This window comes from Bacillus cereus group sp. BfR-BA-01382, assembly GCF_022663475.1.
Lineage (GTDB): Bacteria > Bacillota > Bacilli > Bacillales > Bacillaceae_G > Bacillus_A > Bacillus_A thuringiensis_S.
In genome coordinates, this window is the sequence record NZ_JAKUFQ010000085.1 from 1 (window position 1) to 24,081 (window position 24,081).

The window sequence follows — 24,081 nt, forward strand, 5'->3', positions numbered from 1 at the left end:
GTTCGACTCCTCTCGGGCGCGCTTTTATTAACGGGAAGTGGCTCAGCTTGGTAGAGCACCTGGTTTGGGACCAGGGGGTCGCAGGTTCAAATCCTGTCTTCCCGATATTCCAAAAAACATGGGGCCTTAGCTCAGCTGGGAGAGCGCCTGCCTTGCACGCAGGAGGTCAGCGGTTCGATCCCGCTAGGCTCCACTTTATTTAATATATGTCTCGGAGGTATACCCAAGTTCGGCTGAAGGGATCGGTCTTGAAAACCGACAGGCGGTGAGAATCGCGCGGGGGTTCGAATCCCTCTACCTCCTCCATTTTCTTTTAAATGGTTTAGACATATAATAATAAAATATTTATTTTTCCTTCATGGAGGTATACCCAAGTTCGGCTGAAGGGATCGGTCTTGAAAACCGACAGGCGGCGAGAGTCGCGCGGGGGTTCGAATCCCTCTACCTCCTCCATTTTTTAAATTTAATATTGTCGCGGGGTGGAGCAGTACGGTAGCTCGTCGGGCTCATAACCCGAAGGTCGCAGGTTCAAATCCTGTCCCCGCAACCAAATGGTCCCGTGGTGTAGTGGTTAACATGCCTGCCTGTCACGCAGGAGATCGCCGGTTCGACCCCGGTCGGGACCGCCATTTATGTTGGCTCGGTAGCTCAGTCGGTAGAGCAGAGGACTGAAAATCCTCGTGTCGGCGGTTCGATTCCGTCCCGAGCCACCATTTTTTTTTATGCCGGCTTAGCTCAATTGGTAGAGCAACTGACTTGTAATCAGTAGGTTGGGGGTTCAAGTCCTCTAGCCGGCATCATTTAGGGGCATAGTTTAAAGGTAGAACTGAGGTCTCCAAAACCTCCAGTGTGGGTTCGATTCCTACTGCCCCTGTAAGTATATGGGCCTATAGCTCAGCTGGTTAGAGCGCACGCCTGATAAGCGTGAGGTCGATGGTTCGAGTCCATTTAGGCCCACCATATATTATTCCGCAGTAGCTCAGTGGTAGAGCTATCGGCTGTTAACCGATCGGTCGTAGGTTCGAGTCCTACCTGCGGAGCCATGGCCCGTTGGTCAAGTGGTTAAGACACCGCCCTTTCACGGCGGTAACACGGGTTCGAATCCCGTACGGGTCATACAAAAAAGAGTCAGCATTATGCTGGCTCTTTTTTATTTTGTTAATCCTTTTTATAATGTTACTTTCCAGAAATAAATAAAGGAATTTTGGAAAAGCTATGGTATGTATAAAAAGGAGGAAATAAATAATGACACAAGTTAGAGACTTAATGAGTACCCATATTGTACATTGTACACCACTAGACAATGTATATGAGGCAGCTGTAAAAATGAAGGAAGAATCGGTTGGATTAATTCCTGTTGTTGAAAATGAGCAAGTTGTTGGGCTTGTTACTGATCGAGATTTAGTTGTTCGAGGGATTGCTGAAAAACATCCTGGATCTAATAAAATTACAAATGTAATGACAACAAATATTATCTCAGTTTCTCCAAATGATTCTATTGAAAAGGCTACAGAGCTAATGGCACAGTATCAAATTAGACGGTTACCAGTAGTTGATAGTGGTCAGCTTATTGGCATGTTAGCACTAGGAGATTTAGCTATAAGGGAATCGGCAGATGATCAAGCTGGATTTGCCTTGAGCGAAATCTCAGAGCATACAGAATAAATTGAAACTTTAATTAACCGAGATTTTAATGGTCACTCATAAAGAGCTAAATTATATATAAAGTTCAGATGCATTATTCTAGTATATATGGATTAAACTAATATATTAGCGTGATGTATCTGAGGCATTATATAATAAGTATATGGTGAATAATTTCGACAGTTTATTAAAATTTGTTATTCTTAATTTTTAATAAGAGAAAAGATGATATACTGATAGATATAAGTATTATGAGAGATTTTGAATATAACAATATTAATTTTTAATGGTTCGATATTAAATTAATATTTCCTACATAGATGAAAAGGGAAGGGGAATTATATGAAGGCTGTACAGGGCGATCCAAATTGGAATTTGGTTACAGATACATATATAGAACCAAATAATTTCGCTGAATTATTTTCTTTGCTTGTACCTTGTCACCCAAAAGGTGAGGGGAAAGAACGAACTATATTAGTATGGAAAGAGAAAGAATTTTATAAAGAAGAAAATTTAGCGGCATTTATCGTATATGGCATGAATAAAGTAAAGAATTTACCGCAGTTTCATAAAGATGAAATTCCAACTTTAGTGCGTATTCTTCGCTTATGCCAAGAGATTGGTTGGTATGAAGAGGCAAATGCTTTTATGATAGCGCAAGGATTAGCTGAGTTTGTTCATACTTCATTGGAATATGAAACATGGGATCTTTTGACGCAATCAGTTGCTTTAAACTATTTAATTATTAAATATCGTATAGGTGAACTGACAGATAGGGATATTGAAATTTGGGATAGAGTTAAATTTAATGAGAAATGTATAACCGATTGTAAACATTTATTATCTCATAAAGAAGTATTGGAGTTTACATTCTTTTATATGTGCAAGAGAGCGAAATCATTATCAAAAGAGCAATTAAATAGTGATATGATGAGTTTAGCAATGTATTGTAATACTTTCGTATATGATTTATATACACATGATTTATTACGTAAATATCGTAAGTGTACAGATTTCCTATCATATTATGGACCTAGTCAGGCAGTTTTAGCATGTCAAAGAGCTGTATTATCTCAAATTTCCGATCGCTTAGACCCGTTAAAGACAACTCATGTAGATGATTATTTATATGTGATGAAAGAAATGATGGAGCATATGACGCTAGGAGTAATGGATCGATACGGTCATTTTATTGGAAAGCTACTATCTTATGTGCCATTTTTCGAAATGATACAAGTTCCACAGCATGCATATTATTGTGAAGAATTACTGTATATTTGTAAGGGCATTGAATATAAAGAAGAAACACTACGCAATTATATATTTATACAATTACATGATTGTTTACCATCATTCTTTAGGCTATTTCTTAAAAATAAGCGTTACGCAACGATTCATGATATTCTTTTCTATTGGTGCGATGACGAACAACGAATGAGCTTAGAGAAAAAATATAATCTGAGCTTTATTTATGAAAAATATGCTTGTGGATAAACAATATTTTCGATATGAAAAATTAATATAAATTAAAAAGGATCTCCAGTTTATGTGAGATCCTTTTTTGTTAGTAAAACAAGGAGAAAGTGATTAAGACAAGAAACAACATTCCATATAGGAGAAGTTGTGCAGTATAACTTCCTTGTATACCAAAAAAAGTATTGGCTTTCTTATACAAATTCAATATGTATTTTATTGGAGTATCTTTGAAAGATTGGTACACAGTGTCTCCTCTTTCTAAGCTTCTTGTTCTTGTTTTTGGTTATAAGGGACATTAATATATCTAGCTACAAATAATAAAACAGCCATAAAGAATATTGGAAATACAGTAGATAAATAAAAGCCATTACTAATTATATTTGTTATGAGAGCACTCAAAAGAAATATAGCGTTATAAATATGGGCAATTTTTTGTTTTAGTTGCACTTGAAATGATTCCATCATAATTTCTAATGCAACAAAAGCAATAATAATAGATAAAAATACAATGTTTGTATTGTAAATGATTAAACAACAGATTAAACCTAAAAAGGCTACGTATTCAATTATAAGAGGTATATTGCGTGGCATACAACTTACCTAACTAAATATGGCAGTGGATTTACTGCATTTGTTTTTTCAAAATTCCATTCTCCATTATGTAATTCAAAATGAAGATGTTGCCCGTATGAATGACCTGTGTTTCCCATATGACCTACTAATTGTCCAGTTTGTACTTGATCACCAGCTTGTACAGTGCGATCCTTCATATGAGCATAAACAGTTGTATATAATTTCCCATTGATTTGATGCGCAATGAAAACAACATTGCCATAGCTAGCTGAATAATAAGATTTCACAACTTTACCTGCAGCAGCAGCTTGGATAGAGACGTTCCCTGGAGCTGCAATATCTATACCATAATGCATTTGTTCCCAGCGTATATCAAAGGTTGAGCTAATTCTTCCTTGAGCAGGGAATTTGAAAGCAGCTGGAATAGATGAAGGCTGATCTGTTTTGGCTTGTGGTTGATTTTGTACTACATAGTGTTTTGCTACATATCCGTATCCTGTGCCAAAACGAATTTTATACCAAGTTCCTGCAGTTTCTACTACTTGTACTTGTGTACCTTTTTGTAATGAACCGAGTAGAGCGCTACTTGTACTAGTGTTGCTACGTACATTCAGATTAGGTGTTGCAACAGTATATTTTGTATTATTTTGAACGGTGATTCCTTTTACTAAGGGCTGTGAACCATTAGAGATGAATGCTTTTTGTACGTAACCTGTTTGGCCATTATGTGATATTTTATACCATTCGCCTTGATCTTCTTGAACGGTAATGAACTTGCCATTTGGTAATACATCTAAAATGGAAGATTCTAAATTAGGTTCGGAGCGAACGTTCAATGCATTAGCATTGACGATGTATTGATCATTAGATCGAAGTTTGTTTTTTAGTAAAATAGCATCTTTTTGTACATAACCTACTTTATTATGAACAGATACTTTATACCAACCATTAGTTATTTCAAGGATGTTCACTTTTGTATTAAAGCGAATTGTATCAATTGATGTGCTTTTTACGCTATCTTCTGTATGTAATGCTACTTGATCGACTTTGACATACCCAGTTTTAATATTAGATAATTGTTCAGCGTTTGCTTTTTGTACATTTGTTTCACCCATAGAAGGAAGTAAAGAAGCAATCGCTACAGTAGTTGCTGTTAAAGCAGTAGCTTTCATATTCATATAATAGAGACCTCCTCTAGTTGTATAGTTGTAATTTTATTATAGTATAAAGATATAATATAGTGGGTGTATTCACATAAATGTAATATGAAATCAATATAAAAATAAATTTTTTGAGGATAATGATTCCTTATTATCCAATTAATTAGGATAATAATTTCTAAGATAGAATATAAGTATTATATAGTTTTGTTATTTTGTTGACAATTGAGAAAATTAAAACAGTTGATGATGTCTTATTACGATGTTATACTGACAGTGATAATTTCATAGTTTGCTAGGAGAGCTGGTGTTGCCAGCTGAGAGTAGGCCGTAAGCCTTTGATCCTTTTCATTACCTGATCTAGATTATGCTAGCGTAGGGAAGCAATTCGGACACTAATAATAAGTCCCCGTTTCTTTGCGTATAGAAACGGGGCTTTTTTGTTTAAAAATTTCATATTGAAACCACTAGGGGTGCTTGTTGTGCTGAGAGAGGAATAATCCTTAACCCTTACAGACCTGATCTAGGTAATACTAGCGAAGGGAAGTGGAGCAACGAATAAATTATAATTTTATTTGCTGTAACCACTTCTTATTTAGAAGTGGTTTTTTATTTAAATACACATACCGGAAGGGGATAGCGAAATGAAATTTTGCGATAGATTATTAGAAACTGTACAACCAGTTTGGGAGATGAGTCATAATCATCCGTTTGTAGTAGGTATGGGGGATGGCACGTTAGAAAAAGATAAGTTTCAGTATTACATTATTCAAGATTATTTATATTTGTTAGATTATGCAAAGCTATATGCGATTGGTGTTGTAAAAGCAACAAATCCACAAGTAATGGGGAAATTTGCTGAACAAATTGATGGCATATTAAATGGAGAAATGACAATCCATAAACAATATGCAAAAAGACTGGGAATTTCTATAGAGGAGATAGAGTCTGCAAAGCCATCTGCTAAAAATTTGGCTTATACAAATTACATGATGTCTGTATCTCAAAATGGCACACTTGCGGAATTAATAGCAGCACTTCTTCCATGTATGTGGAGCTACTGGGAAATTGGAAAGCGTTTAAATGATATTTCTGGAGCAAGAGATCATGAGTTCTTTGGTGAGTGGATTCAAGGATATAGTTCTGAAGAATACGGTAACCTTTGTATTTGGTTAATCGATTTATTAAATGAAATGGCAGTTGGAAAGTCTGAAAAAGAGCTAGATCAATTAGAGGAGATTTTCCTATATTCCAGTCGATTTGAATATTTATTCTGGGATATGTCCTATCGTAAGGAGATGTGGGGATTTGAGGAGCAAGAACATACTACAGTTTCATAATGTTTCTTTTCATTATGATGAGAAACCAATCATCAATGAATTAAATGCTTCTATACAAGATAAAGAGTTTGTAAGTATTATCGGACCGAGTGGATGCGGGAAAAGTACTCTATTTCGCCTTATTACAGGTTTAGAAGAAGTAAGTACTGGGCAGATAGAGCTGACAGAAACGAAGAGCCATCCTGTAGGGTATATGCCCCAAAAAGATATGCTCCTGCCGTGGCGAACGATTATTGAGAATGCTGCTCTGCCGCTAGAGTGTCAAGGTGTACAGAAGAAAGAAGCACAAATAAAGGCCAAGGAACTGCTACATAAATTTGGCTTACAAGGGTATGAGACAAAATATCCGAAAGATTTATCTGGTGGTATGAGACAACGCGTATCTTTTATTCGGACTTTATTAACAGGTGGGGAGGTATTGTTGTTAGATGAACCGTTTAGCGCGTTGGACGCTTTAACGAAGGCATCTTTGCAAGAATGGCTGTTTGAACAATGGAAAGAGTGGGAAAAAACAATTTTATTTATCACTCATGATGTGGAAGAAGCGTTGTTTCTTTCTAATCGAATTTTAGTAGTAGAGCAGCAACCGATAACTACTTTAACCGAGAGGGTTGTACCGCTTGATTGTAATCGAACAAGAAAAGATTTATATAAACCTGAAGTGTTAGCGCTTAAAGATGAGCTTCTTAGTATGTTACAAAGGCAGGTACTCGTATGATGAACCGGTTGAAGGAGCTATTACCTGCCCTTACACTTTCTAGTATTTTACTTGCCTTTTGGGAAGTAGGCGCAAGGATCGTAGATGAAATGTACATTTTACCGTCACCGTCTGCGATTGTAATGAAGATATGGAAACTAAAAGATATATTATTTACGGTTCATTTGCCGGCAACATTATATGTCGTTTTAATAGGTGTGGCAATTTCTATCGTACTTGGGGTAGGGCTAGCGATGTTAATGAACGCGAGTAATTGGATGGAGAGAGCATTTTATCCATTATTAGTCGCTTCACAAACGATTCCTATTACAGCGCTTGCTCCGCTCTTCGTTTTATGGTTTGGATATACGATTTGGAGTAAAGTCGTTGTTACGGTTTTAATTACGTTTTTCCCGATTGCGGTCAATACGTATGATGGACTACGCAGTACGAAAAAAGAATGGGAAGAGCTTTTAGTTACATACGGGGCAACGAAAAAAGATGTTTTTCTTAAATTAAAATTGTCGTCTGCTCTTCCTTATTTTTTCTCAGCTTTAAAAATCGCAGTTCCGCTTAGTGTTATCGGAGCAGCAATTGGCGAATGGCTCGGTGCGCAAGCTGGGTTAGGATATTTCAGTAAAAGAATGATGACGCAGTTAGACGGAGCAGGTGTATTTGCACCCATTGTATTGTTATCATTACTAGCTATTTTCTTCGTCATCCTTATTTCGATATTAGAAAAGAAATTCATTAGTTGGAGGAAGCATTCATGAAATTATTAAAACGCATCTTTGTGTTTACATTATTAGTTGCAATGATTGCTGGATGTTCTAGTAATTCAGCATCAGATAAGAGTAAAAAAGAAAAAGAAATAACGGTCATGCTTGATTGGTACCCAAATGCGGTACATAGCTTTATTTATGCAGCAATTGAAAAAGGCTATTTTAAAGAAGAAGGAGTAAAGGTGAATATTAAATTCCCTTCTAATCCGACTGATCCATTAACTTTAGCAGCTGCAGGAAAAGTAACGGTTGGCTTATATTATCAACCAGATGTTGTTATGGCAAAAGCAAACGAACAAATTCCAGTGAAATCAATTGGAGCTGTCGTACGTTCCCCATTAAATCATGTTGTATCACTGAAGTCAGCAGGCATTCAATCGCCAAAAGATTTAGAGGGGAAAACAGTTGGATATTCTGGAACACCTTTAAGTGAGATGTATTTAAAAACGATGGTAAAAGAAGCTGGTGGTAATCCAGATACAGTGAAAGTAGTCGATGTTGGCTTTGATTTAGTACCAGCATTAATTACGAAAAAAGTGGATGCGGTAACAGGGGCATACATTAACCATGAAGTACCTGTTATGCGTCATGAAGGTCATGAACCAGCGTACTTTAATCCAGCAGATTATGGTGTACCGAATTATCATGAGCTTGTATTTGTAACAGGTGATAAAACGTTGAAAAAAGATAAAGAAGCGTTGCAAGCCTTCTTACGTGGTACGAAAAAAGGCTATGATTTCATGAAGAAAAATCCAGATGAAGCATTAAATATTTTATTAAATCATCAAGAAAAAGAAAACTTCCCGCTTGTGCCAGAAGTTGAAAAAGAAAGTATGAAAATTTTATTAGAGAAGATGGAAACGAAAGATGAGCCATTTTTATCAGATTCAAAAGAATCATGGGAAAAACAAAATAAATGGCTGAAAGATAAAGGAATGACGAAAGAAATCGTTCCGGCCGATGAGCTATTCGAAAATATTTTAAAGTAGGCGAATGAATATGAAAAATGAGCTTCATGTAATCTCAAATGGTCACATGTCATTCGAAGAGTTAGTGAGTGTAGCGATGCAAATTGAGAGCGAGATTGATTATTTGCATATTCGTGAGCGTGAGAAAAGTACGAAGGAATTATATGAAGGGGTGGAAAGCCTTTTGAAAAAAGGCTTTCCAGCATCAAAGCTTGTTATCAATGATCGAATTGATATTGCTATTTTATTAAATATCCCGCGTGTTCAACTAGGATATCGAAGTACAGATGTAAGGTCAGTGAAAGAAAAGTTTTCTTATTTGCATGTCGGTTATTCCGTACATTCTTTAGAAGAGGCGATAGAGGCTTTTAAGAACGGGGCTGATTCGCTCGTTTATGGTCATGTATTCCTAACAGAGTGTAAAAAAGGTGTGCCAGCGAGAGGGTTTGAAGAAATTTCGGACATTGCAAGGAGCTTATCGATACCAATTATAGCTATTGGAGGGATTACTCCTGAGAATACAAAGGATATTCTGGCAAGTGAAGTAAGTGGAATTGCTGTTATGTCTGGAATTTTAAGTAGTAGTAACCCGTATAGCAAAGCGAAGTCTTATAAGGAATCAATAAGAAAGTGGGCGGAAAAACATGTGTGAGAAGTATGATGTAGCGATTATTGGTGGTGGTGTAATTGGTAGTTCAGTTGCACATTTTCTAGCAGAAAGAGGACATAAAGTAGCGATTGTAGAGAAGCAAAAAATTGCATCGGAAGCTTCGAAAGCAGCTGCTGGTTTACTTGGTGTTCAAGCAGAATGGGATGCGTATGATCCGCTATTTGAACTTGCTAGAGAAAGCCGAGCTATATTTCCACAACTTGCAGCAGTTTTACGTGAAAAGACGGGTATTGATATTGGATATGAAGAAAAAGGAATTTATCGTATTGCTCAAAATGAAGATGAGAAGGAAAGAATTCTTCACATTATGGATTGGCAGCAGAAAATAGGTGAAGATTCTTATTTTCTAACGGGAGACCATGTGCGGGAAAAAGAGCCATATCTATCCGAATCTATTATAGGAGCAGTATATTATCCGAAAGACGGTCATGTTATTGCACCAGAGCTTACGAAAGCATTCGCACATTCTGCAGCGATTTCCGGTGCTGATATATATGAACAGACAGAAGTATTTGATATCCGTATTGAAAATAATAAAGTGACTGGAGTTATTACAAGTGAAGGTATTGTCACATGTGAGAAAGTCGTTATTGCAGGAGGTTCATGGAGCACGAAGTTACTCAGTTATTTTCACCGCGATTGGGGTACATATCCAGTTAAAGGAGAAGTGGTTGCGGTAAGAAGTAGAAAACAACTTTTAAAAGCACCTATTTTTCAAGAAAGATTTTACATTACTCCAAAGCGCGGTGGACGTTACGTAATTGGGGCAACAATGAAGCCACATACGTTCAATAAAACTGTGCAGCCAGAAAGTATAACTTCTATATTAGAGCGTGCTTATACAATATTGCCAGCTTTAAAAGAAGCAGAATGGGAAAGCACGTGGGCAGGATTAAGACCACAATCGAATCATGAAGCTCCTTATATGGGAGAGCATGAAGAAATAAAAGGTTTATATGCTTGCACGGGCCATTATCGAAACGGTATTTTATTAAGTCCTGTTTCTGGCCAATATATGGCTGATTTAATAGAAGGAAAGCAAGAGAATCATTTGCTAGATTCATTGCTTTCTAAAACGGTTTAGAAAGGGGATGGAAGTTTGAATTTGAAAATTAATGGTAATCAAATTGAAGTGCCAGAGAGTGTAAAAACAGTAGCCGAGCTACTTACACATTTAGAGCTAGATAACAGAATTGTTGTAGTAGAGCGTAATAAAGATATTTTACAAAAAGATGATCATACAGATACATCTGTTTTTGATGGAGACCAAATTGAGATTGTAACTTTCGTAGGAGGCGGTTGATTATGTTAAACATTGGACCATTTTCATTTCATTCTAGACTTTTATTAGGAACAGGTAAATTCCCTGATTTTGACGTGCAGCAAAAGGCAATTGACGTTTCTGAAGCTGAAATTTTAACGTTTGCAGTACGTCGTATGGATATCTTTGATGCAAAGCAACCTAATTTATTAGAGAAACTTGATGTGAAAAAATATACGTTATTACCAAATACAGCAGGGGCAAAAAACGCTGAAGAGGCTGTTCGTATTGCAAAATTAGCAAAAGCCTCTGGGCTTTGTGACATGATAAAGGTAGAAGTTATTGGTGATGATAGAACGTTATTACCTGATCCGGTAGAAACGTTAAAGGCATCTGAAATGTTACTAGAAGAAGGATTTATCGTACTTCCGTATACATCTGATGATGTTGTATTAGCACGTAAATTACAAGAGCTTGGCGTGCATGCGATTATGCCAGGAGCATCACCAATCGGTTCAGGGCTTGGTATTGTAAATCCATTAAATTTGAGCTTCATTATTGAACAAGCGACAGTACCAGTTATCGTTGATGCCGGTATTGGTAGTCCAGCTGATGCGGCATTTGCAATGGAATTAGGAGCGGATGGTGTGTTATTAAATACGGCTGTGTCAGGAGCAAAAGATCCTATTAAAATGGCACAAGCAATGAAATTAAGTATTGAGGCAGGACGTTTAGGATTTGAAGCAGGTCGTATTGCACGTAAGCGTTGTGCAACTGCAAGTAGTCCTTTAGAAGGAATGAGCGTAGTTGAATAATCGATATTCTCGCCAAGAACTATTTTCTCCAATTGGAGAAGAAGGACAGCAAAAGATAAGAGAAAAGCATGTGCTTATTATCGGTGCAGGTGCATTAGGTAGTGCAAATGCAGAGATGTTTGTAAGAGCAGGTGTTGGCAAGATAACAATTGTTGACCGTGATTATGTAGATTGGAGTAATTTACAAAGACAACAATTGTATGCAGAGAGCGACGTAAAGAATAATCTTCCAAAAGCTATAGCGGCTAAAAAACGTTTAGAAGAGATCAATAGTGATGTAACAATAGAAGCTCTCGTTCAAGATGTAACAGCTGAAGAGCTAGAAGAACTTGTTACAAATGTTGATGTAATGATTGATGCGACTGATAATTTTGAAACACGCTTTATTGTAAATGATATAGCACAAAAATATTCTATTCCATGGATTTACGGTGCATGTGTAGGTAGTTACGGTCTTTCTTACACAATCCTTCCTAGTAAAACACCATGTTTATCATGTTTATTACAGTCGATTCCGCTTGGCGGGGCAACATGTGATACAGCGGGTATTATATCACCTGCTGTATCTCTCGTCGTTTCTCATCAAGTAACAGAAGCTCTTAAACTGTTAGTAGAAGATTACGAATCACTGCGAGATGGACTTGTGTCATTTGATGTATGGAAGAATGAATATTCATGTATGAATGTGCAAAAGCTTCGTAAACACAATTGTCCTTCGTGCGGAGAGAATGCGATATACCCGTATTTAAATAAAGAAAACACATCGAAAACAGCAGTTTTATGCGGGCGAAATACAGTTCAAATTAGACCACCTCATAAAGAGGAAATGGATTTTGAGAGGTACAAAAAGCTGCTGGATGATCGTGTAAATGATTTAAATGTAAATCCATATTTATTATCATTTTCTGTGGAAGAAAAGAGATTAGTTGCTTTTAAAGATGGTCGTGTACTCGTACATGGAACGAAAGATATAAGCGAAGCAAAAACGATTTATCATCGCTATTTTGGATAGAAAAGGATGAGTGGGATGAAAGTGAATAAAGCTTTAACAATTGCAGGGTCTGATAGCGGCGGCGGTGCTGGAATTCAGGCAGATTTAAAAACATTCCAAGAGCTTGGTGTATACGGAATGACGGCTATTACGGCAATTACTGCTCAAAACACGCTTGGCGTTCAAGGGGTATATCCTGTTCCGTTAGAAGGTATTACAGAACAGCTGAATTCAATTGGTACGGATTTAACACCAGATGCAGTGAAACTAGGAATGTTATTTAGTAGTGAAATAATTCAAATTGTTGCAGAACAAATTAAAAAGTTTGGCTGGAATAATATTGTGCTAGATCCCGTTATGATTGCAAAAGGCGGTGCATCATTATTACAGCAAGAAGCAGTTCAAGCATTAAAAGAATATTTATTACCAGTAGCAACTGTTATAACACCGAATGTCCCAGAAGCAGAAGTGTTAACTGGGATGGAGATTCATAATATTGAAGATAGTAAGGAAGCTGCAAAAGTATTGCACGAATTAGGTGCTAAATATGTGCTTATGAAGGGCGGACATGCAGAATATCAAGGTAATGAAGTAATTGATTTCCTCTTTGATGGAGAAAAATTTATTGAGTTTAGAAGCGAGCGAATTCCTTCAAAGCAAACGCATGGAAGTGGGTGTACATTTGCTTCAGCGGTTACAGCAGGACTTGCGAAAGGATACTCAATTAAAGATGCTGTTCAAGAAGCAAAACGATTTATTAGTATAGCAATTGAAGAGCCATTGAATATTGGTAGTGGTCATGGACCGACGAATCATTTTGCGTATAAAGTGAATAGAACGCGTGTATAGATAAGTGAAAAGCCAGTTTTATAACTGGCTTTTTTTCTGTTTACTTTTTCAAAATACAGGAGTAATATATCAGCCAGAATATATTTTTTTGTAAACGCTGAGTCCAATTATATGGAGCGGAGGAACCAATTTGTGCGTCTGCACTAGGGGTGAATCTTTCAAATTTGAAAGTAGGGCTACTCTCAAAGTCCGAATCCGACAGCTAACTTCGTAAGCGTCTTGAGAGAGGACGGTGCCATGATGGATACATCACTTCATCGATCTGATTAGTATAGGGGAATATCAATCTATGTTTGATTTCTTTTATACTAAGGAGGATGAGGTACATGGAACTAACACTTATTTGTGTTGGAGAAGAAAGTAAGGTAGATAGTTTAAGAGATCTAGTATCATTTCAACATGAGTTAATTATTTTTACGGCAAATGAAGAGATAGCGGCTGAAGTTAGGAATTGTGGGTTTGATTGGACTTATAGTTGCAGTAAGGAGCAGGACTTTACTAGTATTTGTGAGTGTATTAAGAAGGTGATTTTACTAGGAGATGAGCTTCCAATCGTTAGTTTCTTCACAGAACACATTCGCTTTTCTTTTCAAGCACCTATTACTGTTGTTACAAGGAATAAACGATATCCAGCGAGGCTCTATGAAACAATTGGAGCTAAATTTGTCGTGTTTACGAATTGTGATAATATTTCTTTTTTATTTTTTGAATAGGGTGGAGGAAAAGAAGATGAAAGTGTTGTTACTAGGAGATATAGCGAATCGTTGGGCGATATCAGTAGAGCGAGTTCAAGAATTGGTGGTGCTGGATCCTATTTTTCCAAGGCCCTATATCATATTGCCATCGAAAGACGCTTTATATTTAAAAACAGATGTTATCGAATATGAGCAGCTACATGCAGAATTGTCACAAGTTTATATTCGCGGGAGAAATTTACGTGCTTTTTTACGAGAAGAATAAATAGTGAAATAAAAAGAGCGAATGCTAAGTGCAACAAGCTATGCACTTTATGTCATTCGCTCTTTTTATTTCGTATCGAAAAGATCATTTCTGTGAAAATGAAAGAAAAGACGAGTAAATAGATGAAAGAATATTAATAATACTCAATGTAAGCGTTTAAATAGATGGATATTTTCTTATTTTCAGTAATTTACCCCTTTACAAGTGAAATATAGAGGAGTATATTTACTCTCATAAATCATTCATAAAATTTCCAAAAAAACCTAAAATCGCTGAGTTCCAGAAATGGAGCGGGGGAACCAATTTTGTGCATCGTCACTTGGGGTGAATCTTTCAGTTTTGAAAGTAGGGCTACTCTTTAGGCCCGAATCCGACAGCTAACCTCGTAAGCGTTTAGAGAGGAGGTTTACTTTTTGTTGTTCATTTTTTGAACACTGAGTAGAGCTCAGTGTTCTTTTTTAATATTTAAATGGTAAATTTTAACAAAATGAAGAGAGGGATAGTTATGTTAGATGTTGTAATGGTCGGGATTTTTATTTTATTAGTTGCATCGATGGCAAGTCTTGCAAGTTGGTCAGATAAAGTTGTGAAAGAAGGAAAGCAATCATGATGATTGTCTTATCGGTTATAGTCGCAGCAATTACAGTGTATTTAGTGTATGCATTATTAAATCCAGAGAAGTTTTAATTAGGGGGAATCATTCATTATGATTTGGGTTGCAGTCATTATTACAATGCTCTTGTTTATTTTAGTAGCAAAGCCAACGGGGATTTATTTAGAGAAAGCTTTTCAAGGTAGCAAAACGCTAGATAAAGTATTCGGGCCTTTTGAAAAACTTATTTTTAAAATTACAGGTGTAAAAGCATACAATCAAACGTGGAAACAGTACGCATTATCATTAGTTTTACTCAATGGATTTATGATTGTTGTCGTATATTTCATTTTCAGATTACAAGGTGTGTTGCCGCTAAATCCAGCACATATTGAAGGAATGGAGCCTACGCTCGCTTTTAATACAGCAATTAGTTTTATGGCTGATACAAACTTACAGCATTATAGCGGTGAAAATGGTTTATCTTATTTATCACAATTAATCGGAATTACATTTTTAATGTTTGCAGCACCGGCAACGACATTAGCACTCGTTATGGCATTTATAAGAGGACTTGCTGGAAAAGAACTTGGTAACTTTTTCGTTGATTTTACGAGAGCGTTAACGAGAGTGTTTCTTCCTATCGCATTTATTGCGGCACTAGTTTTTGTCGCACTTGGCGTACCACAAACGTTAGATGGGGCGGTTACAGCACAAACGATTGAAGGTGCAAAGCAAAGTATTTTACGCGGACCTGTTGCATCATTCGTTTCCATTAAGGAACTTGGAAATAACGGCGGTGGATTTTTCGGAGCAAACTCTACGCATCCTTTCGAAAATCCAGGACAAATGAGTAATATTTTGCAAATGATGCTTATGATGTTATTACCAACAGCACTTCCATTTACGTACGGACGAATGGTCGGAAATAAAAAACAAGGCCGCATCCTTTTCGTGTCACTATTTATGGTATTTTTACTAGGGTTTATAACGATTACGACATCTGAACTAAACGGGAACCCGGCATTAAATGGAATGGGTATCGAACATGTACAAGGAAGTACAGAAGGGAAAGAAGTACGATTTGGAACAGTATTTTCTTCACTATACGCAACAGTAACGACAGCTGCTGAAACAGGCGCTGTTAATACGATGCATGATACGTTAACACCAATTGGTGGTCTAGTTCCCCTCGTAAATATGATGTTAAATACAGTGTATGGCGGAGTTGGAGCAGGCTTTGTAAACATTATTATGTATGCAATTATCGCGGTGTTTATATCTGGGTTAATGGTTGGACGGACACCAGAGTTTTTAGGTAAAAAGATTGAAGGTAAGGAAATGAAATTAATCGCAGTCACGATTTTATTTCATCCATTGCTCATTTTAGGATTTTCGGCATTAGCTCTTTCAACAAATTTAGGAACGGATGCTATTTCTCATTCCGGTTTCCACGGTTTAACACAAGTTGTATATGAATATACATCGTCAGCTGCGAATAACGGATCTGGATTTGAAGGATTAGGAGATAATACACCGTTTTGGAATATTACGACTGGTTTAGTTATGTTTTTAGGACGCTACTTCAGTTTAATTACGATGCTAGCTGTGGCAGCTTCGTTGAAAGAAAAAACGGTAGTGCCAGAAACAGTTGGAACGTTCCGTACAGATAATAGTTTATTTGGTGGCATCTTCATCGGAACAATTGTAATTGTCGGTGCATTAACATTTTTCCCGATGTTAGTACTCGGACCAATTGCAGAATTTCTTACATTGAAGTAATGGAGGGTAAATGATGAGACCGGTAGTAGTAAAAGAAAAACAATTAAATAAGTCACAAATACATGCTGTAGAAGATGAAGTTAGACAAGCGAAAACGATGGATCGTGATATCGTAACACATGCGATGAAACAATCCGTTGCGAAATTGAATCCGAAAGTCATGATAAAGAATCCGATTATGTTCGTTGTGGAAATTGGGTTTATCATTACGTTCATTTTATCTTTTCTTCCAAGCAGTTCTAGTAGTATACCAGGATGGTTTAATATAACAGTTTCTCTTATTCTATTATTTACAGTTTTATTTGCGAATTTTGCAGAAGCATTAGCAGAGGGTCGTGGTAAAGCGCAAGCCGATTCTTTAAAGCAGTCGAAGAAAGATGTGTTTGCAAATGTTGTAAAAGAAAATGGAGACATTGTCCAAGTTTCAGCAACTGATCTTAGAAAAGGTGATGTTGTTATCGTAAAACAAGGAGAAATGATTCCGAATGATGGTGAAGTAATCAAAGGATTAGCGTCTGTAGATGAATCTGCAATTACAGGAGAATCAGCTCCTGTAATAAAAGAAGCGGGTGGTGATTTTTGTTCCGTAACAGGTGGAACGATGGTGGTAAGTGATGAAATTACAATTGTTATTACGAGTAATCCTGGTGAATCATTTATCGACAAAATGATTTCTTTAGTAGAAGGAGCTGCTCGTCAAAAAACGCCGAATGAGATTGCTTTAAATACAGTATTAACGAGCTTAACTCTTATCTTCTTGATCGTCGTTGTGACGTTGCCGATTTTTACAAATTATTTAGGTTTTCAAATTGATACAGCTGTACTCGTAGCATTGTTAGTATGTTTAATTCCAACGACAATTGGTGGTTTGCTATCAGCGATTGGTATCGCTGGGATGGACCGGGTGACAAAATTTAACGTGTTAGCGATGTCAGGGAAAGCAGTAGAAGCTGCGGGCGATATTAATACAATTATTTTAGATAAAACGGGTACAATTACTTTTGGAAACCGGATGGCTCATACATTATTGCCTGTAGGAAATGAAACGATTGAGCAAGTTGGAAAGTGGGCCGCTATTAGTTCTGTTTTAGATGAAACACCAGAAGGTCGATCTGTTATCGAGTATGTGCAGGGAAAATCTATATCATATAATAGAGAACTTGCAGAACAAGGTGAGTTTGTTCCGTTTAAAGCAGAAACGAGAATGAGTGGTGTTGATTTACAAGACGGAACGAAAGTGAGAAAAGGTGCTGTAGGTGCCGTTATTGAATGGGTTGAGTCACAAGGCGGAACAATTCCGAAAGATGTAAATCAAAAAGCAGACTTAATTTCAAAAGAGGGCGGAACACCACTTGTAGTTGCAGTAGATAATCGTATTTACGGTTTAATTTATTTAAAGGATACAGTAAAACCGGGTATGCGTGAGCGTTTTGAACAGTTACGCCAAATGGGGATTAAAACGGTTATGTGTACAGGTGATAATCCGTTAACAGCAGCAACCATTGCAAAAGAAGCAGGGGTAGATGAGTTTGTTGCTGAGTGTAAGCCAGAAGATAAAATTGCGGTTATTAAAGCAGAGCAAGATAAAGGGAAACTTGTAGCGATGACAGGTGATGGTACAAATGATGCTCCGGCATTAGCACAGGCTGACGTTGGATTAGCGATGAATAGTGGTACGACAGCAGCGAAAGAAGCGGCGAACATGATTGATTTAGACTCGAATCCGACGAAAATTATTGAGGTTGTAGGAATTGGTAAGCAATTGTTAATGACCCGAGGTGCGTTAACGACGTTTAGTATTGCGAATGATATAGCGAAATATTTTGCGATTATTCCAGCGATGTTTACACTTGCGATTCCGCAAATGGAAGCATTGAACATTATGAAATTAACATCACCACTGTCAGCGATTTTATCAGCATTAATATTTAACGCTGTTATTATTCCATTACTCATTCCGTTAGCGATGAAAGGTATTGCATATAAACCGATGAGTTCTAATGCATTGCTTAGCCGAAATTTACTTATTTATGGGCTTGGCGGAGTTATTGTACCATTCATTGGAATTAAAGTAATTGATATAATTGTCGGCTTGTTCATATAAGGAAGAGGGGAAAAAGATGGAAAAGAAACAAAGTATACTATCACCAATTATCCGTATTACTTTTACATTTCTAGTGTTGTGTGGACTTGTATACCCACTTATTGTTACTGGTATTGCACAAGCAGTGATGAAGGATAATGCGGATGGAAGTCTAATATATAATGATAAAAATGAAGTGATTGGTTCTAAATTAATCGGGCAAAACTTCACGGATCCACGTTATTTTCAAGGGCGTGTTTCTAGTATTGAATATAAGGCAGAAGCATCTGGTTCAAATAACTATGCACCATCTAATCCAGATTTAGAGAAACGAGTAGAGAAAAGTATTGAAGAGTGGAAGAAACAAAATCCGAGCGTTCCAGTTACAGAAGTACCGATTGATTTAGTGACAAATTCAGGTTCAGGGCTTGATCCTGACATTAGTCCGAAGGCAGCTTCTGTGCAGGTAGATCGCATCTCGAAATTAACAAATATTCCGAAAGAAACGCTAGATCAATTGATTAAAGATCAAACGGAAGGTGCGGCACTTGGCTTATTTGGAGAAAATCGAGTGAATGTCTTAAAGCTAAATTTAGCATTACAAAAATTAATGAAATAGTAACAGTGCTACCTCAATCTAACGGATTGAGGTAGCGTTGTTTCGAATGAAAGGTAGTGTTTATTTTGTATGCGGATGACTATAAACCAACTTTTCAAAGGCGAACACCAGAAGAGTATTTAGAATATATTCGTCAGCAAAACCGCGGGAAGTTAAAGTTATATGTAGGAGCGGCTCCAGGAGTAGGAAAAAGTTATAAAATGCTCTTTGATGCAAGAGAAATGAAAAAGGATGGTACGGATATTGTAATTGGTTTAATTGAAACGCACGGTAGAAAAGAGACGGAAGAAGCAATTGCTGATTTAGAAAAAGTTCCTTTAAAAGAAATAGAGTATAAAGGGAAAGTATTTTATGAACTCGATGTGGAAGGAATTATAAAACGTGCACCGCAAGTCGTTGTTGTGGATGAACTTGCGCATAGCAATATTCCTGGATCTAAAAATAAGAAACGTTATATGGATGTACAGGAATTGCTAGATGCCGGTATATCCGTCTTATCAGCTTTTAATATTCAACATTTAGAAAGTGTTCATGACATTGTTGCTCAAATTACGAATGTTAAAGTGCGAGAACGTATTCCAGATTTTATTTTACAAAAAGCAAATGAAATTCAGCTCGTTGATGCAACGCCGGAAGTATTAAGGAAGAGGTTAATAGATGGAAAGATATATAAGGAAGAAAAAATAGAGCAAAGCTTACAAAATTTCTTTACGCTTAATAATTTAGGGGCACTAAGAGAATTATCACTTCGGGAAGTGGCAGATGATATGGACGAGAAAATTAGCCAAACAGTAATAGAACCGATTGGTGTAAAAGAAAAAATTCTTGTTTGTGTACAATACAGTTCGACAGCGGAGAAATTAATACGACGGGGATGGCGCATGGCTGATCGGTTAAATGCTGAATTGTACGTATTAAACGTTGAGAGGGAAAATATAGATTCTATTTCAGCTGGGAAAAAGCAGACGATTGAAGAGTGGAAGTCGTTAACGAATCAATTTGATGCGAGTTTTGTTTTAGAAGAGGCAAAAGGAAGAAAGCCAGCGGATGTTATTATTGAAGTTGCGAAAAGACTACAAGTAACGCAAATTTTACTCGGACAATCAGCAAGAACAAGGTGGGAAGAAATTCGAAAAGGTTCAATTGTAAATGAAATTATGAGAGAAACGAAGTATATTGATATTCATATCGTTGCAGATCAAAGAGTTTAGAATAGAGACCATCTATAGGTCTCTATTTTGCTTTTTGTACAGCCTGAAAACGTAGCATTTTCATTGCGCATAAAATGATAAATAGAAATGTAATTGCACCTAGGAAGAAAATCCAAAAGTAATTTTGATTAAATACAAGAAATCCACCTACAAGTGGCCCTGTGCCCATACCGAGATAGCGTATGAAGTTATACATACCGATGGCTGTTGCGCGTTCTTGTACGAATTCCTCCGTTAATAAAGTAGTGTGAGTTGGCATAGAAAGTCCCATACTAAAACCGTATAAAGATGTAACGATAATGATGAATGAGATATTGATGCTATATGTGAAAGAGAATAAAGTGACACATATAATATTGAAGAAACTAGTGATGAATAAAGCTTGCTTTGTTGTGAGGCGTTTTTGCAAAAGCTTGTAGCAATAACTTCCTAGCATGATAGAAAGAGACATTGGTACAAACATAAGACCAATTGCATTTGCAGCTAAATGAAATGAATTTGCTAAAATGCTCGGTAAAAAAACGAGAAAGCAAAAGTAAATACAAAATTGAATGAAGCCAATAAGAGTAATAGAAAATCCAGTTTTATTTTTTAAGATAAGAGAGTAATTCTTTTGTTCTTTAGACCGCTTAATTACATTTGGCTTTGTTTCTGGAAGTAGTGAAATGTTTATAATTAATAAGATAATGCCAAGTGTAGATAAAAAGAGAAATACAGATAAGTGACCATGTATACTGCCAAGATAACCACCTATGAGTGGAGCCATTGCAGGTGCGAGAGCAAGTAACATTTGATACAGGCTCATCGCTTCTCCGCGTTCTTTTCCTTCAAATAAATCGCCGATAATCGTTGCTGAAACTACAGGTATAGCCGCTATTCCTATAGCTTGAACAGCTCTAAAAAAGAGAAATAAATAAATGTTTGCCGAAAAAGCACATCCGATTGAACCAATTGTACTAATGACTAAACTAGGGATAAGGACAGATTTTCTCCCTTTTGTATCAATTAAAGGTCCATATACGAGCTGCATAATTGCAAGAACGAATGTGAAAAGTGAAACTGTTACATTTACAAGATAAAGAGAAGTGTGAAAAGAATTTTGAATCATCGGTAAGATAGGTGTGTAAATATTTTGAGCGAAGGAACCGAGTAAGGCACTAATACAGACAACATATAAAATGAAAGTTAGTTTAGATTTTTTCATCTTGTTAACCTCCTTGTATTTTAGTTTCCTTGGAAACTAAATTTATTTTAACATGATTTTCTCACTTGTAAAGATGAAAAAATAATTTTAAAATGGTATATAGTTAAATTGTTTCTTTGGAAACTTAGGAGGCGAACGGATTGAAGCATACAACGAAGCAAATGGAAATACTGTCGGACATTCGTACACTTTTGCATAAAAAAGAAGAACATTTAAAACGACAAAACGAGAAGTTTTTTTATGAGACAGGTGTAAGTAGTATGTCTTTATCTGAGTTACATGTAATCGAATGTATCGGAAAAAATGGTTTGATGAATGTAACGGCAATCACGATAGAAATGGGCATGACGAAGGGAGCGATCTCTAAAATTTGTACAAAGTTGTTTCAAAAGCAATTCGTTGAGAAGATGCAAATGTTAGATAATCAAAAAGAAATCTTCTTCCGCTTAACGGAAAGTGGGAATGAAATATATATAGCTCATGAAAAATTGCATAAGCAAGCTGAAGAAAAGTGGCTGTTACTTTTAGATGGTTATACGAAAGCAGAGCAAGACTTTATTCAAAGGTTTATAAAGGATGTCTCAGATCATTTGGAAATATAATTGGAAGAAAAAACTCCTTTTTCTCAAGTCTTTTGAATATAATTTCTGAAAGAACTCATATATAATAGAAAAAGATACTTAACATGGTGAATAATTAAAGAGTCAATATATATAGAGGAGAGAGTAACATGCTTGAAAATACGGGGTTAGTATTAGAAGGCGGCGGTATGCGTGGTGTATATACGGGCGGGATATTAGAATATTTTATGGAACAAGATTTATATTTTCCATATGTAATCGGTGTATCAGCTGGTGCTTGTCATGCAGCGTCGTATCTTTCCAGACAAAGAAATAGAAATAAAACAGTAAATATTGATTATGCATCACACCCGCAATATTTATCGTATAAAAACTTATGGAGAAAACGCCAATTATTTGATATGGAGTTCATTTTTCATGAGATTCCAGAAAAGCATGTACCGTTTGATTTTGAAACATACTTTAATAGTCCAGAGCGTTTCCTTGTAGGCACAACAGATTGTGAAACAGGACAGTCTGTTTATTTTGAAAAAGAGGGGACAAATGATGATGCACTAAATTTATTACAAGCATCTAGTTCATTACCTTTCATTGCACCTGTAGTAAATTACCGTGGTAAGCAGTTATTAGATGGAGGAATTTCTGATCCGATTCCAGTTCGTAAAGCGCAAGAAGATGGATTTAAAAAATCAGTCGTTATTTTAACGAGAAATCACGGTTACGCGAAGAAAAAATCAAAGTTTGGATGGATTGCAGCGAAAGCGTATAAAAAATATCCGAACCTTGTTAACACGATGCTGAAGCGTTATGAAGTGTATAATGAAACGCTTCACTACATTGAAAAAGAAGAGCAAGCGGGTAATTTATTTGTTATTCGCCCAGAAGTGCCGCTTCAAGTAGATCGTATGGAAAAAGATACAGCAAAACTACAAAATTTATACGAGCAAGGCTATGAAGATGCAAAGAGACAGTTTGCAGATTTACAGTCGTTTTTACAAAAATAATGATTAGGCTGCGGAGAAGAATTTCTCTGCAGTCTTTTTATATTGCTACTTATACGTTACTTTTTAAAAATGTATGAATGTTTAAGTGTTTAAAGAGTTTGTAAAACATCGAGGTTTCTTATTGAGGAGAATTTATTTGAAGGATATTATGATGATGTAGCGCTACTAAACTATTAAATTTATGAGGTGCTTGTTAATGAAAGGAAAAGTTTTTTCAATTACGACTTTAGTATTATTAGCAACATCAATCTCAACAAGTGCATTCTATCCAACTCTAAGCGGTCACAAAAGCGGTAACCTACTATCTTACAGAGCTCAAACTACTACGAATCAAAATGCATCTCGTTGTTCAGTAGCAATTTCTTTTATTAAATCAAATGGAAATAATTCATATATTGAAAGCGCTTCAGACAAATTAGGATCCCATGAATCTGGAAGAGCATTAAACGCAACTGTGAGTAATGGTGCATATAACGCCTTTGGTGCAAAAGGACTATACTCGGAGCACTATGCGAATGAGAATAATGACTATCAAGAAGATACACACAAAGGTACTTTTGATAGTAATGGTAACTTACGATTACAGTGGTAAAAAATATTAAACAGTTGTTTTTATAAATATTTGGATAAGGAGAAGGGGATGTTCATCATCTCCTTCTTATTTAAAAGGAGCACAGACATGTACCTAGCTTTTAAAAATATAAAAAGTAATAAACTGTTTTTCTTAATTCTTCTTATGTCATTTTTTATTTCTTTTCTTTCTATATCAGTAGCCGCGCTTTTAACAGAGTCTAAACGAAATTTTATAGCTGCCTTTCA

26 protein-coding genes, 12 tRNA genes, 1 pseudogene and 4 riboswitches are annotated in these 24,081 nt (G+C 36.3%); of the genes and pseudogenes, 36 read left to right on the plus strand and 3 right to left on the minus strand.

Annotated features, from left to right (window positions below):
* The first annotated feature begins 31 nt into the window (after nucleotides 1-31).
* The 14 genes from MR160_RS25220 to MR160_RS25285 all read left to right on the plus strand — a co-directional run bounded on the left by MR160_RS25220 (nucleotide 32) and on the right by MR160_RS25285 (nucleotide 3,138).
* A tRNA-Pro gene (locus MR160_RS25220) sits at nucleotides 32-105 on the plus strand.
* Nucleotides 106-120: 15 nt separating this feature from the next.
* Nucleotides 121-193 (plus strand) — tRNA-Ala (locus tag MR160_RS25225).
* Nucleotides 194-213: 20 nt separating this feature from the next.
* A tRNA-Ser gene (locus MR160_RS25230) sits at nucleotides 214-306 on the plus strand.
* 54 nt (nucleotides 307-360) lie between these two features.
* Nucleotides 361-453 (plus strand) — tRNA-Ser (locus MR160_RS25235).
* A gap of 20 nt (nucleotides 454-473) precedes the next feature.
* Nucleotides 474-550: transfer RNA gene (locus tag MR160_RS25240), tRNA-Met, on the plus strand.
* A gap of 3 nt (nucleotides 551-553) precedes the next feature.
* A tRNA-Asp gene (locus MR160_RS25245) sits at nucleotides 554-629 on the plus strand.
* Between the two features lie 8 nt (nucleotides 630-637).
* Nucleotides 638-713 (plus strand) — tRNA-Phe (locus MR160_RS25250).
* Nucleotides 714-724: 11 nt separating this feature from the next.
* Nucleotides 725-797: transfer RNA gene (locus tag MR160_RS25255), tRNA-Thr, on the plus strand.
* A 6-nt stretch (nucleotides 798-803) separates the two neighbouring features.
* Nucleotides 804-874: transfer RNA gene (locus tag MR160_RS25260), tRNA-Trp, on the plus strand.
* Nucleotides 875-883: 9 nt separating this feature from the next.
* Nucleotides 884-960 (plus strand) — tRNA-Ile (locus MR160_RS25265).
* Between the two features lie 8 nt (nucleotides 961-968).
* Nucleotides 969-1,043, plus strand: a tRNA-Asn gene (locus tag MR160_RS25270).
* A gap of 1 nt (nucleotide 1,044) precedes the next feature.
* Nucleotides 1,045-1,116: transfer RNA gene (locus MR160_RS25275), tRNA-Glu, on the plus strand.
* A gap of 129 nt (nucleotides 1,117-1,245) precedes the next feature.
* Nucleotides 1,246-1,665 (plus strand): CBS domain-containing protein, encoded by a 420-nt coding sequence (locus MR160_RS25280; RefSeq protein WP_000195542.1) that lies wholly within the window; start codon nucleotides 1,246-1,248, stop codon nucleotides 1,663-1,665.
* Between the two features lie 321 nt (nucleotides 1,666-1,986).
* Nucleotides 1,987-3,138 carry a DUF3965 domain-containing protein gene (locus MR160_RS25285; RefSeq protein ID WP_000648916.1) on the plus strand — a complete coding sequence of 384 codons (1,152 nt, stop codon included), beginning with the start codon at nucleotides 1,987-1,989 and terminating at the stop codon, nucleotides 3,136-3,138.
* Nucleotides 3,139-3,378: 240 nt separating this feature from the next.
* Here the strand turns inward: MR160_RS25285 and MR160_RS25290 are convergent, their stop codons facing one another.
* Both MR160_RS25290 and MR160_RS25295 read right to left on the minus strand, forming a co-directional pair.
* On the minus strand, nucleotides 3,379-3,711 hold the full coding sequence (locus MR160_RS25290) for a hypothetical protein (RefSeq protein WP_001137820.1): 333 nt from the start codon (nucleotides 3,709-3,711) through the stop codon (nucleotides 3,379-3,381).
* A 5-nt stretch (nucleotides 3,712-3,716) separates the two neighbouring features.
* Nucleotides 3,717-4,871, minus strand: a complete 1,155-nt coding sequence (locus MR160_RS25295; RefSeq protein WP_001056038.1) for an SH3 domain-containing protein — start codon at nucleotides 4,869-4,871, stop codon at nucleotides 3,717-3,719.
* Between the two features lie 269 nt (nucleotides 4,872-5,140).
* Nucleotides 5,141-5,252: riboswitch (TPP riboswitch) on the plus strand.
* Between the two features lie 60 nt (nucleotides 5,253-5,312).
* Nucleotides 5,313-5,415: riboswitch (TPP riboswitch) on the plus strand.
* An 82-nt stretch (nucleotides 5,416-5,497) separates the two neighbouring features.
* Between MR160_RS25295 and tenA the strand changes: the two genes are divergently transcribed.
* The 18 genes from tenA to kdpDN all read left to right on the plus strand — a co-directional run bounded on the left by tenA (nucleotide 5,498) and on the right by kdpDN (nucleotide 20,473).
* Nucleotides 5,498-6,193, plus strand: coding sequence for a thiaminase II (tenA, locus tag MR160_RS25300; RefSeq protein WP_000666835.1), 696 nt, complete (start codon nucleotides 5,498-5,500; stop codon nucleotides 6,191-6,193).
* Nucleotides 6,162-6,911, plus strand: coding sequence for an ABC transporter ATP-binding protein (locus MR160_RS25305; protein WP_001256821.1), 750 nt, complete (start codon nucleotides 6,162-6,164; stop codon nucleotides 6,909-6,911). Before tenA ends, MR160_RS25305 begins: the two co-directional genes overlap by 32 nt.
* The gene (locus MR160_RS25310) at nucleotides 6,911-7,663 is read left to right on the plus strand and encodes an ABC transporter permease (protein ID WP_242298337.1); all 753 of its coding nucleotides are present in this window, start codon (nucleotides 6,911-6,913) and stop codon (nucleotides 7,661-7,663) included. Before MR160_RS25305 ends, MR160_RS25310 begins: the two co-directional genes overlap by 1 nt.
* Complete coding sequence (locus MR160_RS25315) at nucleotides 7,660-8,661, plus strand: ABC transporter substrate-binding protein (protein WP_000771335.1); 1,002 nt, start codon at nucleotides 7,660-7,662, stop codon at nucleotides 8,659-8,661. The genes MR160_RS25310 and MR160_RS25315 overlap by 4 nt, the downstream gene beginning before the upstream one ends.
* 10 nt (nucleotides 8,662-8,671) lie before the next feature.
* The gene (gene tenI / locus MR160_RS25320; protein WP_242298333.1) at nucleotides 8,672-9,292 is read left to right on the plus strand and encodes a thiazole tautomerase TenI; all 621 of its coding nucleotides are present in this window, start codon (nucleotides 8,672-8,674) and stop codon (nucleotides 9,290-9,292) included.
* Nucleotides 9,285-10,394 (plus strand): glycine oxidase ThiO, encoded by a 1,110-nt coding sequence (thiO, locus tag MR160_RS25325; protein ID WP_000333297.1) that lies wholly within the window; start codon nucleotides 9,285-9,287, stop codon nucleotides 10,392-10,394. The genes tenI and thiO overlap by 8 nt, the downstream gene beginning before the upstream one ends.
* A 15-nt stretch (nucleotides 10,395-10,409) precedes the next feature.
* Nucleotides 10,410-10,613, plus strand: coding sequence for a sulfur carrier protein ThiS (thiS, locus tag MR160_RS25330; RefSeq protein WP_001049505.1), 204 nt, complete (start codon nucleotides 10,410-10,412; stop codon nucleotides 10,611-10,613).
* A 2-nt stretch (nucleotides 10,614-10,615) separates the two neighbouring features.
* The gene (gene thiG / locus MR160_RS25335) at nucleotides 10,616-11,386 is read left to right on the plus strand and encodes a thiazole synthase (RefSeq protein ID WP_000931981.1); all 771 of its coding nucleotides are present in this window, start codon (nucleotides 10,616-10,618) and stop codon (nucleotides 11,384-11,386) included.
* Nucleotides 11,379-12,398 (plus strand): thiazole biosynthesis adenylyltransferase ThiF, encoded by a 1,020-nt coding sequence (gene thiF / locus MR160_RS25340; protein ID WP_001065427.1) that lies wholly within the window; start codon nucleotides 11,379-11,381, stop codon nucleotides 12,396-12,398. Before thiG ends, thiF begins: the two co-directional genes overlap by 8 nt.
* 15 nt (nucleotides 12,399-12,413) lie before the next feature.
* A complete protein-coding gene (gene thiD, locus MR160_RS25345) occupies nucleotides 12,414-13,226 on the plus strand; it encodes a bifunctional hydroxymethylpyrimidine kinase/phosphomethylpyrimidine kinase (RefSeq protein ID WP_000867375.1) in 813 nt (270 codons plus the stop codon).
* Between the two features lie 85 nt (nucleotides 13,227-13,311).
* A riboswitch (cyclic di-AMP (ydaO/yuaA leader) is annotated at nucleotides 13,312-13,459 on the plus strand.
* Between the two features lie 93 nt (nucleotides 13,460-13,552).
* A complete protein-coding gene (locus MR160_RS25350) occupies nucleotides 13,553-13,939 on the plus strand; it encodes a hypothetical protein (RefSeq protein ID WP_000424067.1) in 387 nt (128 codons plus the stop codon).
* Nucleotides 13,940-13,955: 16 nt separating this feature from the next.
* Nucleotides 13,956-14,186: a hypothetical protein gene (locus MR160_RS25355; protein ID WP_242298335.1), complete on the plus strand. Its 231-nt coding sequence runs from the start codon at nucleotides 13,956-13,958 to the stop codon at nucleotides 14,184-14,186.
* 260 nt (nucleotides 14,187-14,446) lie between these two features.
* Nucleotides 14,447-14,592: riboswitch (cyclic di-AMP (ydaO/yuaA leader) on the plus strand.
* Between the two features lie 99 nt (nucleotides 14,593-14,691).
* Complete coding sequence (locus MR160_RS25360) at nucleotides 14,692-14,796, plus strand: SipW-dependent-type signal peptide-containing protein (protein ID WP_000887894.1); 105 nt, start codon at nucleotides 14,692-14,694, stop codon at nucleotides 14,794-14,796.
* Nucleotides 14,796-14,873, plus strand: a complete 78-nt coding sequence (gene kdpF / locus MR160_RS25365) for a K(+)-transporting ATPase subunit F (protein ID WP_223153441.1) — start codon at nucleotides 14,796-14,798, stop codon at nucleotides 14,871-14,873. The genes MR160_RS25360 and kdpF overlap by 1 nt, the downstream gene beginning before the upstream one ends.
* Nucleotides 14,874-14,892: 19 nt before the next feature.
* On the plus strand, nucleotides 14,893-16,560 hold the full coding sequence (gene kdpA / locus MR160_RS25370) for a potassium-transporting ATPase subunit KdpA (protein ID WP_000638330.1): 1,668 nt from the start codon (nucleotides 14,893-14,895) through the stop codon (nucleotides 16,558-16,560).
* Between the two features lie 13 nt (nucleotides 16,561-16,573).
* Nucleotides 16,574-18,664 (plus strand): potassium-transporting ATPase subunit KdpB, encoded by a 2,091-nt coding sequence (kdpB, locus tag MR160_RS25375; protein WP_001248006.1) that lies wholly within the window; start codon nucleotides 16,574-16,576, stop codon nucleotides 18,662-18,664.
* Nucleotides 18,665-18,680: 16 nt separating this feature from the next.
* Nucleotides 18,681-19,262 (plus strand): K(+)-transporting ATPase subunit C, encoded by a 582-nt coding sequence (gene kdpC / locus MR160_RS25380; protein WP_079245080.1) that lies wholly within the window; start codon nucleotides 18,681-18,683, stop codon nucleotides 19,260-19,262.
* Between the two features lie 56 nt (nucleotides 19,263-19,318).
* Nucleotides 19,319-20,473, plus strand: a complete 1,155-nt coding sequence (kdpDN, locus tag MR160_RS25385) for a KdpD-like non-kinase potassium sensor (RefSeq protein ID WP_079245081.1) — start codon at nucleotides 19,319-19,321, stop codon at nucleotides 20,471-20,473.
* A gap of 22 nt (nucleotides 20,474-20,495) precedes the next feature.
* On the opposite strand, the gene MR160_RS25390 is transcribed toward kdpDN, so the two are convergent.
* Entirely contained in the window at nucleotides 20,496-21,677 is a 1,182-nt protein-coding gene (locus MR160_RS25390; protein WP_000748724.1) for an MFS transporter, read from the minus strand.
* Between the two features lie 140 nt (nucleotides 21,678-21,817).
* Between MR160_RS25390 and MR160_RS25395 the strand changes: the two genes are divergently transcribed.
* The 4 genes and pseudogenes from MR160_RS25395 to MR160_RS25410 all read left to right on the plus strand — a co-directional run.
* On the plus strand, nucleotides 21,818-22,279 hold the full coding sequence (locus MR160_RS25395) for a MarR family transcriptional regulator (protein ID WP_000683325.1): 462 nt from the start codon (nucleotides 21,818-21,820) through the stop codon (nucleotides 22,277-22,279).
* A 128-nt stretch (nucleotides 22,280-22,407) separates the two neighbouring features.
* Nucleotides 22,408-23,262: a patatin-like phospholipase family protein gene (locus tag MR160_RS25400; protein WP_044783321.1), complete on the plus strand. Its 855-nt coding sequence runs from the start codon at nucleotides 22,408-22,410 to the stop codon at nucleotides 23,260-23,262.
* A 196-nt stretch (nucleotides 23,263-23,458) separates the two neighbouring features.
* Nucleotides 23,459-23,854, plus strand: a complete 396-nt coding sequence (locus tag MR160_RS25405) for a hypothetical protein (protein ID WP_000676983.1) — start codon at nucleotides 23,459-23,461, stop codon at nucleotides 23,852-23,854.
* 87 nt (nucleotides 23,855-23,941) lie between these two features.
* Nucleotides 23,942-24,081 (plus strand): annotated as a pseudogene (locus MR160_RS25410) (ABC transporter permease); the annotation flags it as partial.